18 protein-coding genes are annotated in these 12,803 nt (G+C 59.0%); 14 read left to right on the plus strand and 4 right to left on the minus strand.

The window, feature by feature from the left end:
* The first annotated feature begins 1 nt into the window (after position 1).
* Positions 2 to 466: a PTS sugar transporter subunit IIA gene (locus ACR0D6_RS09945; RefSeq protein WP_170653829.1), complete on the plus strand. Its 465-nt coding sequence runs from the start codon at positions 2 to 4 to the stop codon at positions 464 to 466.
* A 66-nt stretch (positions 467 to 532) separates the two neighbouring features.
* On the opposite strand, the gene dalA is transcribed toward ACR0D6_RS09945, so the two are convergent.
* Positions 533 to 1,051 carry a divisome-associated lipoprotein DalA gene (gene dalA, locus ACR0D6_RS09950; RefSeq protein ID WP_170653831.1) on the minus strand — a complete coding sequence of 173 codons (519 nt, stop codon included), beginning with the start codon at positions 1,049 to 1,051 and terminating at the stop codon, positions 533 to 535.
* Here dalA and ACR0D6_RS09955 point away from each other — a divergent pair.
* The 3 genes from ACR0D6_RS09955 (at position 984) to ACR0D6_RS09965 (ending at position 2,142) form a co-directional block, all read left to right on the plus strand.
* Entirely contained in the window at positions 984 to 1,148 is a 165-nt protein-coding gene (locus ACR0D6_RS09955; RefSeq protein WP_480765477.1) for a hypothetical protein, read from the plus strand. The genes dalA and ACR0D6_RS09955 overlap by 68 nt on opposite strands.
* Positions 1,149 to 1,220: 72 nt before the next feature.
* Positions 1,221 to 1,820 (plus strand): L,D-transpeptidase, encoded by a 600-nt coding sequence (locus ACR0D6_RS09960; RefSeq protein ID WP_480765389.1) that lies wholly within the window; start codon positions 1,221 to 1,223, stop codon positions 1,818 to 1,820.
* Between the two features lie 139 nt (positions 1,821 to 1,959).
* Positions 1,960 to 2,142 carry a hypothetical protein gene (locus tag ACR0D6_RS09965; RefSeq protein WP_170653835.1) on the plus strand — a complete coding sequence of 61 codons (183 nt, stop codon included), beginning with the start codon at positions 1,960 to 1,962 and terminating at the stop codon, positions 2,140 to 2,142.
* A gap of 75 nt (positions 2,143 to 2,217) precedes the next feature.
* Here the strand turns inward: ACR0D6_RS09965 and hemH are convergent, their stop codons facing one another.
* Together hemH and ACR0D6_RS09975 are read right to left on the minus strand one after the other, a co-directional pair.
* On the minus strand, positions 2,218 to 3,267 hold the full coding sequence (gene hemH / locus ACR0D6_RS09970) for a ferrochelatase (protein WP_480765390.1): 1,050 nt from the start codon (positions 3,265 to 3,267) through the stop codon (positions 2,218 to 2,220).
* Positions 3,268 to 3,322: 55 nt separating this feature from the next.
* Positions 3,323 to 4,153, minus strand: a complete 831-nt coding sequence (locus ACR0D6_RS09975) for a class I SAM-dependent methyltransferase (protein ID WP_480765391.1) — start codon at positions 4,151 to 4,153, stop codon at positions 3,323 to 3,325.
* On the opposite strand from ACR0D6_RS09975, the gene ACR0D6_RS09980 reads away from it, so the two are divergent.
* From ACR0D6_RS09980 to ACR0D6_RS09995, 4 genes are read left to right on the plus strand one after another with little or no spacing between them, the layout of a single operon-like run.
* Positions 4,152 to 4,898: a double zinc ribbon domain-containing protein gene (locus ACR0D6_RS09980; RefSeq protein ID WP_480765392.1), complete on the plus strand. Its 747-nt coding sequence runs from the start codon at positions 4,152 to 4,154 to the stop codon at positions 4,896 to 4,898. The two genes, ACR0D6_RS09975 and ACR0D6_RS09980, sit on opposite strands and share 2 nt — an antisense overlap.
* Before the next feature lie 38 nt (positions 4,899 to 4,936).
* Positions 4,937 to 5,194 carry a glutaredoxin 3 gene (grxC, locus tag ACR0D6_RS09985; protein ID WP_480450707.1) on the plus strand — a complete coding sequence of 86 codons (258 nt, stop codon included), beginning with the start codon at positions 4,937 to 4,939 and terminating at the stop codon, positions 5,192 to 5,194.
* Positions 5,194 to 6,024, plus strand: a complete 831-nt coding sequence (locus ACR0D6_RS09990) for a carbon-nitrogen hydrolase family protein (protein WP_480765393.1) — start codon at positions 5,194 to 5,196, stop codon at positions 6,022 to 6,024. Before grxC ends, ACR0D6_RS09990 begins: the two co-directional genes overlap by 1 nt.
* A 14-nt stretch (positions 6,025 to 6,038) precedes the next feature.
* The gene (locus ACR0D6_RS09995; protein ID WP_170653845.1) at positions 6,039 to 6,479 is read left to right on the plus strand and encodes a MarR family transcriptional regulator; all 441 of its coding nucleotides are present in this window, start codon (positions 6,039 to 6,041) and stop codon (positions 6,477 to 6,479) included.
* Positions 6,480 to 6,493: 14 nt separating this feature from the next.
* Here the strand turns inward: ACR0D6_RS09995 and ubiG are convergent, their stop codons facing one another.
* Entirely contained in the window at positions 6,494 to 7,240 is a 747-nt protein-coding gene (ubiG, locus tag ACR0D6_RS10000) for a bifunctional 2-polyprenyl-6-hydroxyphenol methylase/3-demethylubiquinol 3-O-methyltransferase UbiG (RefSeq protein WP_480728465.1), read from the minus strand.
* Between the two features lie 48 nt (positions 7,241 to 7,288).
* On the opposite strand from ubiG, the gene pip reads away from it, so the two are divergent.
* The 6 genes from pip to ACR0D6_RS10030 all read left to right on the plus strand — a co-directional run bounded on the left by pip (position 7,289) and on the right by ACR0D6_RS10030 (position 12,799).
* A complete protein-coding gene (pip, locus tag ACR0D6_RS10005; protein WP_480765394.1) occupies positions 7,289 to 8,266 on the plus strand; it encodes a prolyl aminopeptidase in 978 nt (325 codons plus the stop codon).
* Positions 8,263 to 9,084, plus strand: coding sequence for an ABC transporter substrate-binding protein (locus tag ACR0D6_RS10010; protein ID WP_480765395.1), 822 nt, complete (start codon positions 8,263 to 8,265; stop codon positions 9,082 to 9,084). The genes pip and ACR0D6_RS10010 overlap by 4 nt, the downstream gene beginning before the upstream one ends.
* A 63-nt stretch (positions 9,085 to 9,147) precedes the next feature.
* Positions 9,148 to 9,774, plus strand: a complete 627-nt coding sequence (locus ACR0D6_RS10015) for a CDGSH iron-sulfur domain-containing protein (RefSeq protein WP_480765396.1) — start codon at positions 9,148 to 9,150, stop codon at positions 9,772 to 9,774.
* Positions 9,775 to 9,943: 169 nt separating this feature from the next.
* Positions 9,944 to 10,534 carry a ribosome maturation factor RimP gene (gene rimP, locus ACR0D6_RS10020; RefSeq protein WP_480765397.1) on the plus strand — a complete coding sequence of 197 codons (591 nt, stop codon included), beginning with the start codon at positions 9,944 to 9,946 and terminating at the stop codon, positions 10,532 to 10,534.
* Complete coding sequence (nusA, locus tag ACR0D6_RS10025) at positions 10,534 to 12,153, plus strand: transcription termination factor NusA (RefSeq protein WP_170653857.1); 1,620 nt, start codon at positions 10,534 to 10,536, stop codon at positions 12,151 to 12,153. Before rimP ends, nusA begins: the two co-directional genes overlap by 1 nt.
* Before the next feature lie 22 nt (positions 12,154 to 12,175).
* Positions 12,176 to 12,799 (plus strand): RNA-binding protein, encoded by a 624-nt coding sequence (locus ACR0D6_RS10030; RefSeq protein ID WP_480765398.1) that lies wholly within the window; start codon positions 12,176 to 12,178, stop codon positions 12,797 to 12,799.
* Positions 12,800 to 12,803 lie beyond the last annotated feature (4 nt).

Consider the following 12,803-nt stretch of genomic DNA (forward strand, 5'->3'; position numbering starts at 1 on the left):
AATGGAGCTTTCGAGTATCCTAAGACCTGAGGCGGTTCGCGTGCTGTCGGCTGCGTCGAGCAAGAAAAGGCTGTTTCAGGAAATCGGCGACGTCGCTGCCAGTGCCCTGAAACTTGAAGCGCCGATGGTCGTCGAATCCCTGCTTGAGCGTGAAAGCCTTGGGCCAACCGGTGTTGGCCACGGGGTCGCCCTTCCGCATGCCCGTTTGCCGCAACTGGATTGTGTCGCCGGTGTGTTTGTAATGCTGGAAAAGCCGATCGATTTCGGTGCGGTGGACCGGCAACCGGTCGACATCGCCTTTTCGCTCTTTGCGCCAGAAGACGCCGGTGTTGAACATCTCAAGGCGCTGGCACTTGTGTCGCGCACGCTACGGGATTCGGCGGTCTGCACCAAACTGCGGGCCAACCCCGATCCGGTAAAGCTCTATGCGATTCTGACCGAAGCACAATCCGTGCAAGCGGCCTGAGAATCAGGAACAAAAGAAAAAGCCCCCGGATTTCGGGGGCTTTTTCTTTGGGCTTTGCAATTCGGGTTATCCGCCAGCACCCATTTCCAACGTCCACCAAATCTTGCCGCCGCCTTCCTGATGCCAGGAGAATCCCATCTGTGTGGCTTTGGGGTCCATGATGACTGAACGCGGGCCAGGTTCTTCCATCCAGGCGGCCAATGTTTCTGTCTCGGTTTCGTAGGTCTCAGAAATGGCTTCGCCCAGAAATGTTCCGAAATACCCAACACGTGCTGCGCGATCGATAGGCGAAGACCCGTCCGAACCAAAGTGCCAGGGCCTGTTTTGCCGCGCCATGTCCTTGGAGTGGGTTGCCGCAGCGGCGTTCAACTGCGCGTTCAACTGCACCGGCTGAATGCCCGAAGCCTGACGCAGCGCATTGACCGAATCGAGCATGCGAAACTGGATTTTTTCCGGGTTGCCGCGAATCTTGTAGACAGTGGGCAATGGCCTGCCATCCGAACCAAGAGCGGATGTGTTGGAAGAATCGGTACATGCCGCCAGTGCGACCAAGCAAATTGCCAAAATGGAAAAGATACGCGTCATGATCGGCCTTGTCATTGTGATGCAAAGCGAAATAGCCTGCTATGCGCCCCGTAGCAAATGCGCAGTGGCGGAACATTGCATGATTCTGCCGGTTTGATTTGCGACTGAGGCATTCTGGCAATAAACTGCCGAGAGATTTCAAGTGCCAACGTGATAAAGGACCGTATCCATGGTCAAGAAACACATTCAATTGTCGACACGGCGCGGCTTTCTGGCCAGCGCGACTGCGGTACTGGCAACACCCGCGATTGCCCAGTACATTCCCGGCGATCCTTTGCGACCGGCGCCCGAGCCTGAACCCGCCGTCCGGCGCAACGTATCGGGCTTCCGCGCGCTGGACTGGCAGCCGTATTTTTCGAACACACGGAATGGCGCGATACTGGTCGATACGGTATCGCGGGCGCTGCACTACTGGTCCGACGACCAGTCAGTCTACAAACTTTACCCATCTTCGGTTCCGCTGACCGAGGAACTGACGCGTCGCGGTCGTACAAGTGTGATCCGCAAGGTCGAGGGGCCAAGCTGGTCGCCGACGCCTTCGATGAAGAAAAGAAACCCGGAATGGCCTGACCATATCCCGCCGGGGCCGGATAACCCCCTGGGAACGCACGCTTTGTATCTGAGCTGGAAATATTACCGTATCCACGGCACGCATGACACACGCAAGATCGGGCGTCGATCATCGAACGGTTGTATCGGGCTGTACAACGAACACATTTCCGAGCTGTTCTCAATGACGAAGGTCGGCACGCAAGTGTTGCTAATTTGACGACATTTTCCGGTGCCAAGCCGCTTGGCGCGCAAGTTGCAATTGCAATCCAGCCGCATTGCTGATTAGAAAAAACCACGAGGTAAGTCTTGGGTGCGCGGTTCAAATATGTAGAATCGCGCAAATTCTGGAGGTTAATATGAAGAAACTCGTTCTCGCTGCTGCTCTGACTGCTGCTGCTTCGACCGCTTATGCCGGTAACCTGGAAGAGCCGATTGTTGAAGCACCGGTTGTCGTCGAAGAGACACAGGGCACTTCGAGCGGCATCGTTCTGCCGCTGGTTCTGCTGGTTCTGGTCGGCATCGCTGTTGCAGCAAGCTAAGACGACGCAAGTCATCAAAGAAAAGGCGGTGGAATTTTCCACCGCCTTTTTTTTGTGCCGCGCGGCCGCCGCAGATCAGTCAAGCCAGCCGCTGAGGTTGTCCCGGGCGACCTTGCTCAATGCGGCGATGTGCGAATCGTCATCGTTCAGGCATGGGATGTAGGTGAAGTTATTGCCGCCTGCCTCTTCAAAGCTTTCCCGAATCTCTTCGTTGATCTCTTCAAGGGTTTCGATGCAGTCGGCGGAAAAGGCCGGGGCAATGACCGCGATGTTCTTCTTGCCCTGTCTGGCCAGTTCGGCCACATGATCCACCGTATAGGGTTTCAGCCACTCTTCCGGACCAAACCGGGACTGGAACGTTGAAACGAGCTGATCATCGCTCCAGCCCAGCCGCTCCTGCAGCAGTCTGGTCGTCTTGACGCATTGGCAGTGATACGGATCGCCCTGCTGCAAATACCGTTCCGGCATGCCGTGATAGGAACAGACCAGAATATCCGGTTTGGAGTCCATCGCTGCATAAGCACGCTCCACCGATTGCGCCAACGCGTCGATATAGTCGGGTTGGTCAAAATAGGCCGGAACCGTACGTGCAGCCGGTTGCCAGGCCTCCTCCATCAGCGCGCGGAAAAACTGGTCGTTTGCGGTTGCTGACGTTGCCCCGGCATATTGCGGGTAAAGCGGGAAAAACAGGATGCGCTCGCAGCCTGCGGCGACCATTTCCCGAACCTTCGATTTGGTTGACGGGTTGCCGTAGCGCATGCAGAAATCCACCATCACCCGGTCACCATAATGGGCCTCCATCATCTGGCGGAATTTCGCGGTCTGGCCTTTGGTGATGCTCATCAGCGGGCTTTCGCCCTTGTCGTGATTCCAGATCGATTTGTACGCCGCTCCCGAGCTGAACGGGCGTTTGGTCAAGATGATCGCCTGCAGAATTGGCTGCCATTTCCATGCGGGATAGTCGATCACCCGCTTGTCCGACAGAAACTCGTTCAGGTATCGGCGCATCGGCCAATAGGAATAGTCGTCGGGTGTTCCCAGATTGGCCAGAAGAATTCCGACGCGGCCCATCTTTACCTTCGGATGATCGGCTGGCGCATGAGCGGGGCGGGTGGCGTCAAACATTGAGGCTTCCAGATTTCATTCGTTCCGACCTCAGATAAAGGGAATTGCGCGCGCGTCAATCGGACAGATTGTTCTCATCCGTACCCAGCGCATCGGCCAGCCGTGCCGTGGCCGAGCCGGGACGCAACGGTTTGGGCTGACTTGCATCGGGCGACCACCCGGTCAGGCAGATCAGGTCGAACGTCGCGGTCAGACGGCCCTGGGGTGTGGCAAAGTTCTGCGCGTATATTGATTGTGCCCGGTCGAACACGGCTCGTCGCGTGGGGTGTCTGAGGCGTCCGGTCAGGGTGTTCGTTTCCCCCATGGCCCGCAGATCGTGCATCAGGTGCCAGATATCCCGGTATTCGGCTTTCAGCGCCACGTTGTCCGCGACCGGCAGGGCCAGCCCTGCGCGCTGCAGCAGGGCACCCAGTTCCCTCAGCTCTCCCATTGGGGCGATTCGCGGGCTGAGACCACCGGTCACTTCGACTTCGGCCTGACCAAGCGCCGCGCGCATTTCTTGCAGCGTTTCGCCGCCCAGACATATCGCCAGTATCAGACCGTCGGGCGACAGGGCGCGGTTGCACTGGATCAACTGGCCCACCGGGTCGTTTGCCCAGTGCAGTGCCATGGCATGGACAACAAGATCATGTCGACCCGGTTCCAGCGCAAGCACATCGTCATCCGAAACGATCACCGCCCCGGGCAAAACGTCTTGCCACAGGTGTGGAAACGGGGTCACGACGGCGGGTGCCGTAAACGACCTGTTAACCATAGACAGACGATCCTGCACCTCGGTCACAGCGGCGCGATGCAGAAACAAGGCGTCATTGCTGGCGCGGGAGCGGCGCGCTGAAAGGGCGGCCCGGTCGAAAAGAGAGGGTGCATTTGGTGTTGGCATTTTCATGACCCGCAGTTATCGCATGTGGCGCGGATTTCAAACCGCTGTTGAACTTGTCTATCCCCCGCGTTGTCTGGCCTGCGGTGACTTGGTGACGACTGACTTCGGCCTTTGCGGCCCGTGCTGGTGCCAGACACCCTTTATCGCCGGGGCGGTATGCGAAAGCTGTGGCATGCCATTGCCGGGCGAGGTTGATGGAGATCGGGCCGAATGCGATGACTGCATGGCATCTCCGCGGTTGTGGCGCGACGGTCGCGCCGCCCTGCTGTATCAGGGGCAGGCGCGTAAGCTGATCCTGTCCCTAAAACATGGCGACAGGCCGGAACTGGCGCGCCCCGCCGCACGTTGGATGGCGCAGAGCGGCAGAGAGATGTTCCACGACAACATGTTGATCGCTCCGGTTCCGTTGCATTGGTCGCGTCTGGTCCGTCGGCGTTATAATCAATCAGCGCTACTTGCGCAGTATCTCGGCCGGGAATGTCGGCTGCCGGTGTGTCCCGATCTGCTCAGGCGCCGCATCCGCACGCCGGTTCTGGATGGGAAAACTGCCACCGAGCGCTCGGCAGCACTCTCAAATGCTATCGTTGTGCACCCCAGACGGCACCACCTGATTGCCGGGCGCGATGTGCTGTTGATCGACGATGTCATGACGTCGGGGGCGACATTGACCGCCTGCGCGCGGGCCTGTCTTGATGCCGGCGCAAATCATATTTTCGTGTTGGTACTGGCGCGCGTTGCCAAGGATGCCTAATTCCCCCAAGATCACGCGGAACTCCAAGGGAACGGATCATGAAAACGGTTGAAATCTATACTTCGCCGCTTTGCGGCTTTTGCCACGCTGCCAAGCGGTTGCTGAAACAGAAAGGCGTTGAATTCAGTGAAATCGACGTTCTGATGCATCCCAAGCGCAAACCCGAGATGATCCAGCGCGCAGGTGGCCGTCGAACGGTACCGCAGATTTTCATCGGTGAAACCCATGTGGGCGGATGCGACGATCTGTATGACCTTGAACAAAGCGGTAAGCTTGATCCGCTTCTGGCGGCCTGATGAAGACAGCCCTGCTGCAGATTACGTCCTCTGACGACCCATTGGAGAATCTGGCCATGGTGCAGGCCATGATGGCCGAGGCCGCGGGGCAGGGCGCCCGGTTCATTCTGACGCCCGAGGTGACGAACTGCGTCTCGACCAGCACCACGCGTCAGCGCGAGGTTTTGCAGCACGAAGAGGATGACCAGACGCTGTCGGGGCTGCGCGAACAGGCGGCAAAGCTGGGCGTTTGGCTGCTGATCGGGTCGCTGGGTATCAAGACCCACGACGCGGACGGCCGTTTTGCCAACCGGTCCTTCATGATTGACCCGCAGGGGCAGATCGTAGCCCGGTACGACAAGATTCACATGTTCGACGTACAGGTCACCGAATCGGAAACGTTCCGCGAATCTGCCAACTATCGCCCCGGTGCCCGGGCAGTGATTGCGGAAACCGGGTTCGGGAAGGTGGGAATGACCATCTGCTATGACGTGCGTTTTCCGCACCTTTATGCGGCGCTGGCGCAGTCTGGCGCGCGCATTCTGACCGTGCCAGCGGCGTTTTCGCCGGTGACGGGGGCAGCGCATTGGCAATCGCTGCTTCGTGCGCGGGCAATAGAAACGGGATGCTGGGTGATCGCACCCGCGCAGACCGGGGAACATCCGAAAACGCGCGGAAAGACGCGATATACCCATGGTCACAGCATGGTCGTCGCCCCGTGGGGAGAGGTGCTGATCGACGCAGGGACCGATCCTGGCATTCACTTTTTCGATTTGGATGATAAGTCTGTTGCAGAAGCACGCCAACGCGTGCCCTCTCTGACTCACGTCCGTCCCTTTGACGGCCCCTGACCCAGACACGGAAGATGGCAGACGATACAAATGCCCTGGCAGCGGCGCTGTTCAGTGAAATCCTGACCGCCGATCAGTTATTGCGGAACCGGCTCAGCCGCGTGCTGCCCAAAGGTATGGAAATTTCGCACTTTTCCGTTTTGAACCATCTGATCTTTGTTGGTGGAGAGCGGAGCCCGGCTCAGCTTGCAAGTACCTTTCATGTCACGCGCGGGGCGATGACCAATACCTTGGCCAAGCTGGAATGGGCCGGGTATATCCACGTGCGCCCCGACTGGGACGATGCCCGCCGCAAGATGGTGGCGATCAGCCCGGCAGGGCGACAGGCGCGGGAACAGGCGATCTCGGCGATTGTGCCGCTCATCAACCGTGTGGTCGGAGAGCTTGGACCGGAACGCGTCCGCACCGCCCTGCCGGTTCTGCGTGACCTGCGGCTGCAGCTGGAAGACGAATAAGGCGCAAAACCCGGTCAGCCGGGTTTCACGCTTGCCGTGACGTAATTCACGCTCAGATCCCGGTCGGAAATCGACCAGTTCCAGGACACCGGATTGAACACGAACCCCTTGCGGTCCACGGGGTCCAGCCCGGCCCGGCGCAGCAGATCGAAAAGCTCGTCCGGGGTGATGAACTTGGACCAGTCATGCGTGCCGCGCGGTAGCCAGCGCATCACCACTTCGGCCCCAAAAATCGCCATGGCATAGGATTTCGGATTTCGATTGATGGTCGAACAGATCTCAAGCCCACCGGATTTCAGCAACTGCTGCGTGGCGGTCAGATATTCAAGCGGGTCCGCGACATGTTCGACGACTTCCATGTTCAGAACCACATCGAATCGCTCGCCTTTTTCAGCCAGCGCTTCGGCGGTCGTATGGCGGTAGTCGATCTCCAGCCCGGATTGTTCGGCGTGAATGCGTGCAACAGGCAGGTTGCCCTCTGCGGCATCTGCGCCCACCACCTCGGCACCCAACCGCGCCATTGGTTCGCTCAACAATCCACCGCCACAGCCGATATCCAGCAATCGCAGTCCTTCAAAAGGCCTTGAGGACGTCAGATCCCTATCGAATTCGCCCGCGATCTGTTGCGTGATATAATCCAGCCGACACGGGTTGAGCATGTGCAGCGGTTTGAACTTGCCATGCGGGTCCCACCATTCCGCGGCCATCGCCTCGAATTTTGCGATCTCGGACGGGTCCACCGTGTTCGGATGCGCTTGCATTCCTGTCTCCGTATGCTCTTTTACGCTTAAGGACTATATAGGCCCATAATGGACAAGTACCCGGACCAAAAGCGCGCAGTTCAATATCTGTATCCGCCGATCGACCCTTTCGATCAGCGAATCGTCGATGTGGGCGATGGGCATCGTATCTACGTGGAACAATGCGGTAATCCCGACGGGATTCCGGTTGTTGTGCTGCATGGTGGTCCGGGCGGCGGATGCAGCCCCGCGATGCGGCGTTATTTTGATCCACGTGCATATCGGGTGATTCTGTTTGATCAGCGCGGCTGCGGTCGTTCACGTCCCCATGCGTCGGTCGAGAACAACACGACCTGGCATCTTGTCGATGACATCGAACGTATTCGCAAACTTCTGGAAATCGACGAGTGGATCGTGTTTGGCGGCAGCTGGGGGGCAACTCTGGCGCTGATCTATGCTCAGGCGCAGCCCGATCATGTCAGCCGTCTGGTGCTTCGCGGTGTTTTCCTGATGACGCAGGCCGAACTGGACTGGTTCTATGGCGGCGGGGCCGGAAAGTTCTGGCCTGAACATTGGGCAAAATTCACATCTCTGCTGCCCGAGGCCGAACAGTCCGACACCATCCGCGCCTATCACAAGCGTCTGTTCTCGGGTGATCACGCAACCGAGGTTCTGTATGCGCGGGCTTGGTCGAATTGGGAAAACGCACTGGCGTCGATCCACAACAGCGGCGCCATGGGCGAAAGTCCCGGCGAATATGCCCGCGCGTTTGCTCGGCTGGAGAATCACTATTTCACGAACGGCGGTTTTCTGGACGAGGATGGCCAGATTCTAAAGCAGATGGACCGGATAACCCACATTCCCGGACATATCGTTCAGGGTCGCTATGACATGATCTGTCCGCCCACTGCCGCATGGAAACTGGCCGAACTTTGGCCGAATGCAGAACTGAAAATGATACGTCAGGCGGGACACGCCCTGTCAGAACCCGGAATCAGCGCCGAACTGGTCCGAATCATGGACCGTGTGGCCGAGGGGGTGGCATGACACGTCTCGACCGCCGTGCCCTTTTTGCCTCTGGTGCTGCGGCTGCCCTGCTGGCAGCGACGGGCGCTTCGCTAGCGGATACTCCGAAATCGGGTGGCGTGTTGCGACTGGCCGTGCCCCGCGACGACAGTCTGGAACGGGTCGCACGCGGTGCCGTTTTCGATACCCTGACGGAAATTGCACCGGACGGCACGTTGCGGGGCGAACTGGCAATGGGCTGGCAAACCGATGCCGGTGCCCGGACTTGGACATTCGATCTGCGCGATGACGCCATATTCCACGATGGTGCACCACTTACGGTTCAGGACGTGCTGGCGACCCTTGAAGGGGTCGGGCGGGCCGAAGCCTTGGCGCCGGGGCGCGTTCTTCTTGAACTGATGGAACCCAATCCCGGTTTGCCGTTTTATTTGGCAGACAGCCGGTTTGTCGTAACCCGCGACGGTCAAAGCGTTACGCCGCTGAAAGCCGCAAACGGAACCGGGTGTTACCGGGTCGAGCGGGCAGAGGATAACCGGCATTTTCTGGGTCGCCGGGTCTCCGGCCATTACAAGGACGGTCAGGCTGGCTGGGCGGACACGTTTGAAATCATCGTCATTCCCGATGCAGCCGTTCGGGCCGAGGCATTGCAGGACGGATATGTCGATATTGCCGCCTTGCCGTTGCCGGACACCCTTCGCGAACGCCGGGCCTTCCGCTTTCACCCGTCACAGTCGGACATGGCGCTGGCCGTCGCCGCACCAGTCGGTATGCCTCGGCACATAGGTGCACAGGGGCCGCTGGACGACGGGCGCATCGCCGAAAGATGGTGGCGCGCCTGATCCGCAAAATTTGACAAGCGGGCCATACCCGTTACCCTTTTCATGTATTGGGAGGGTGTGCGCATGTCCGATACAACCATCATCGAAGAACGTGAAAACGGCCCACTGATCGTCAAGCATCTGCACTCCATGCGCGATGCGGACGGCAATCAGGTCGAAGTGAAGCAGGTCACGGCGCTATGCCGCTGTGGGCATTCGCAAAACAAGCCGTTTTGTGACGGTACGCACCAAAAGGTCGGTTTTCAAAGCCGGGGCGGCACTCCGGCAGGGCGGGACAGGATCATCGGCTATAAGGGTCAGGACCTGACGGTCAGCTTCAACCCGTTGCTTTGCTCTCATGCGGCGGAATGCGGTCGTCTGGCCTCGAATATCTTCAACCCCTCTCAAAAGCCGTGGGTTCAGCCCGACAACGGGACCATCGAAGATGTGGAAGAGGTTGTTGCAGCCTGTCCGTCCGGTGCCCTGGCGCTGGGCGAGGACGCGCCGCGCACGCATCTTTACGCATCCCGCGCGCAGATCGAAATTCAGAAAGATGGCCCATACTGGGTACTGGGCATCGATCCGCCGACGGAACTGAAGGCCGAAGGCGCGTGTCGGGACAAGTATGTCCTCTGCCGGTGCGGCAAATCGGGCAACAAGCCGTTTTGTGACGGAACACATCGCGATCAGGGATGGTCGGATCAGGAATAAGCGGCCGCAGAAACAATATCGGATATTCGGCTTGCAGACTCGTCAATCCGTCTCTATATGGCTTGACAACAGCGGCGCGTCGGGTCCTTGGAACCGGGGTACCACCGGGAAAGTTCGACGGGCCGCGCGCCCGTTTTTTTGTACCCGATTGATAGGGTAAGTGAGCCGTATGACCAACGACCTTATAGCAAAGGCAGCCATAGACCGGCGTCTGGCCGAGATCATTACGCCCGTGATCGAGGATCTGGGGTATGAACTGGTCCGCATTCGCCTGATGAGCGGCAAGCAGACCACATTGCAGATCATGGCAGACAAGCCCGATGGCGGGATCGAAGTGGACGATTGCGCCGAAATCTCGAACGCAATCAGTGCCACGCTGGACGTCGAAGACCCGATTCTCGATGCCTACACGCTTGAGGTGTCCAGCCCCGGTATCGACCGGCCCCTGACCCGCCTCAAGGATTTTGAGATGTTCGAAGGGTATGAGGCCCGGTTGGAAACCGACGAGCTGATTGATGGCCGCCGCCGTTTCAAGGGCGAACTGGCGGGTATCGAAGGGGATGAGGTTCTGATCAACATCCCGCAAGGCGATGAAACAATAACGATCGGTCTGCAATTCGACTGGCTGAGTGACGCCAAGCTGGTGCTGACGGATGATCTGATCAAGGAAATGCTGCGCCAGCGCAAAGACGCGGGTGCCCTGAACGAAGACCAATTCGACGAGATTGAGACCGAAGGGTCCGAAGAGGAGACGAACTGATGGCAATCACCTCTGCAAACCAGCTGGAGCTGCTGCAAACCGCCGAGGCCGTGGCCCGCGAAAAGATGATCGACCCCGGTCTGGTCGTCGAGGCGATGGAAGAATCGCTCGCCCGCGCAGCCAAAAGCCGCTACGGCGCCGAAATGGACATTCGCGTCTCGATCGACCGCAAGACCGGCAAGGCGACCTTTACCCGCGTCCGTACCGTGGTCGAGGATGAAGAGCTTGAGAACTATCAGGCCGAGTTCACCGTCGAACAGGCAAAGCAGTACATGGAAAGCCCGGCCGTCGGCGATGTCTTCGTCGAAGAGGTGCCGCCGGTCGAAATGGGCCGCATCGCCGCGCAATCGGCCAAGCAGGTGATCCTGCAAAAAGTCCGTGAAGCCGAGCGTGACCGTCAGTACGAAGAGTTCAAGGACCGCGCAGGCAGCATCATCAACGGTGTCGTCAAACGTGAGGAATATGGCAACGTCATCGTCGATGTGGGTGCGGGCGAAGCGATTCTGCGCCGCAACGAAAAGATCGGTCGCGAAAGCTATCGCCCGAACGACCGCGTGCGTTGCTACATCAAGGATGTCCGCCGCGAGGTGCGTGGCCCGCAGATCTTCCTGTCGCGCACCGCGCCGGAATTCATGGCCGAGCTGTTCAAGATGGAAGTGCCGGAAATCTATGATGGCATCATCGAGGTCAAGGCCGTCGCCCGCGATCCCGGATCGCGCGCCAAGATCGCCGTTATCTCGTATGACGGTTCGATTGACCCCGTGGGTGCCTGCGTTGGTATGCGCGGCAGCCGTGTGCAGGCCGTTGTGAACGAGCTGCAGGGCGAAAAGATCGACATTATCCCGTGGAACGAAGATCAGCCGACCTTCCTAGTGAACGCATTGCAGCCCGCCGAGGTCTCCAAGGTGGTTCTGGATGAAGAGGCAGGCAAGATCGAGGTTGTGGTTCCCGAAGAGCAGCTGTCTCTGGCCATCGGCCGTCGCGGCCAGAACGTGCGTCTGGCCAGCCAGCTGACCAATCTGGACATCGATATCATGACCGAAGCCGAGGAATCGGCCCGCCGTCAGAAGGAATTCGAAGCCCGCACCGGTCTGTTCATGGAAAGCCTGGATCTGGACGAATTCTTTGCGCAGCTGCTGGTCTCCGAAGGTTTCACCAACCTCGAAGAGGTTGCCTATGTCGAACTGGACGAACTGTTGGTCATCGACGGCGTCGATGAAGGTACCGCGACCGAATTGCAGGCTCGTGCTCGTGATTACCTTGAGGCGCAGGCCAAGGCAGCATTGGACAATGCACGTGCACTGGGTGTCGAGGACAGCCTTATTGAATTCGAGGGGCTCACTCCCCAGATGGTTGAGGCGCTGGCCAAGGACGACGTCAAAAATCTGGAAGATTTTGCCACCTGTGCCGACTGGGAGCTCGCCGGCGGCTGGACCACTGTTGATGGCGAGCGGGTAAAGGACGACGGCATCCTTGAACCTTTCGGCGTTACGCTGGAAGAGGCGCAGGATATGGTCATGACGGCCCGCGTGTTGCTTGGCTGGGTTGATCCGACCGAGCTGGAGGAAGCTGCGGAAGAAGTCGAAGAAGAAGTATCTGACGAGGAGGCTGGGGCCTGATCTCAGGCCTCGGGTGGTGCAGATGGGTCGCGGCGGCGTCTCAAAGGACAAATCGGGTGGGCCCGAGCGGAAATGTATCGCCACTGGCGAGGTTCAGCCTAGATATGGTTTAATCCGCTTTGTGGCCGGGCCGGACGGTCAGGTGTATCCTGATGTTGCAGCCAAGCTGACGGGCCGTGGTGTCTATGTGGCTGCTGATCGCACCGCCCTACAGCGGGCCATCAGCAAAAAGCTGTTTGCCCGGGGTCTGAAGACGCAGATCACGGCACCCGAGGGGCTGGTGGATGATGTCGAACGTCAGCTTTCGCGCCGGGTCGTCGATCTGATCAGCCTTGCTCGCAAGTCGGGCGACGCGGTTGCGGGCTATGAAAAGGTCAAGACCTGGCTCGACAAGGAAGAGGCCCAGGTGCTGCTGCAGGCGGTTGACGGTTCGGGGCGCGGCAAGTCGAAACTGAGTACGCCGCACCTTGGAAAATACATCGGCTGGCTGACCGCAGATGAATTGGGCATGGCATTTGGACGCCAAACAGTGATACATGCGGCGCTGGCCTCTGGCGGACTCGCTAAACGTGTTGTAGAGGAAGCGCAGCGCCTGCGTGGCTTGCGCGAAACGGATGACGGCGGCAAGGGCCGCTCGAAAGGGTAAGAAG

The sequence above is a fragment of the Ruegeria sp. BJ6 genome (genome assembly GCF_056537885.1).

Excerpts from the sequence above, each read along its gene's own strand:
- ACR0D6_RS09945 (WP_170653829.1), top strand. The coding sequence starts at position 2 with ATGGAGCTTTCGAGTATCCTAAGACCTGAGGCGGTTCGCGTGCTGTCG.
- dalA (WP_170653831.1), bottom strand. The coding sequence starts at position 1,051 with ATGACGCGTATCTTTTCCATTTTGGCAATTTGCTTGGTCGCACTGGCG.
- ACR0D6_RS09960 (WP_480765389.1), top strand. The coding sequence starts at position 1,221 with ATGGTCAAGAAACACATTCAATTGTCGACACGGCGCGGCTTTCTGGCC.
- ACR0D6_RS09965 (WP_170653835.1), top strand. The coding sequence starts at position 1,960 with ATGAAGAAACTCGTTCTCGCTGCTGCTCTGACTGCTGCTGCTTCGACC.
- hemH (WP_480765390.1), bottom strand. The coding sequence starts at position 3,267 with ATGTTTGACGCCACCCGCCCCGCTCATGCGCCAGCCGATCATCCGAAG.
- ACR0D6_RS09980 (WP_480765392.1), top strand. The coding sequence starts at position 4,152 with ATGACCCGCAGTTATCGCATGTGGCGCGGATTTCAAACCGCTGTTGAA.
- ACR0D6_RS09975 (WP_480765391.1), bottom strand. The coding sequence starts at position 4,153 with ATGAAAATGCCAACACCAAATGCACCCTCTCTTTTCGACCGGGCCGCC.
- grxC (WP_480450707.1), top strand. The coding sequence starts at position 4,937 with ATGAAAACGGTTGAAATCTATACTTCGCCGCTTTGCGGCTTTTGCCAC.
- ACR0D6_RS09990 (WP_480765393.1), top strand. The coding sequence starts at position 5,194 with ATGAAGACAGCCCTGCTGCAGATTACGTCCTCTGACGACCCATTGGAG.
- ACR0D6_RS09995 (WP_170653845.1), top strand. The coding sequence starts at position 6,039 with ATGGCAGACGATACAAATGCCCTGGCAGCGGCGCTGTTCAGTGAAATC.
- ubiG (WP_480728465.1), bottom strand. The coding sequence starts at position 7,240 with ATGCAAGCGCATCCGAACACGGTGGACCCGTCCGAGATCGCAAAATTC.
- pip (WP_480765394.1), top strand. The coding sequence starts at position 7,289 with ATGGACAAGTACCCGGACCAAAAGCGCGCAGTTCAATATCTGTATCCG.
- ACR0D6_RS10010 (WP_480765395.1), top strand. The coding sequence starts at position 8,263 with ATGACACGTCTCGACCGCCGTGCCCTTTTTGCCTCTGGTGCTGCGGCT.
- ACR0D6_RS10015 (WP_480765396.1), top strand. The coding sequence starts at position 9,148 with ATGTCCGATACAACCATCATCGAAGAACGTGAAAACGGCCCACTGATC.
- rimP (WP_480765397.1), top strand. The coding sequence starts at position 9,944 with ATGACCAACGACCTTATAGCAAAGGCAGCCATAGACCGGCGTCTGGCC.
- nusA (WP_170653857.1), top strand. The coding sequence starts at position 10,534 with ATGGCAATCACCTCTGCAAACCAGCTGGAGCTGCTGCAAACCGCCGAG.
- ACR0D6_RS10030 (WP_480765398.1), top strand. The coding sequence starts at position 12,176 with ATGGGTCGCGGCGGCGTCTCAAAGGACAAATCGGGTGGGCCCGAGCGG.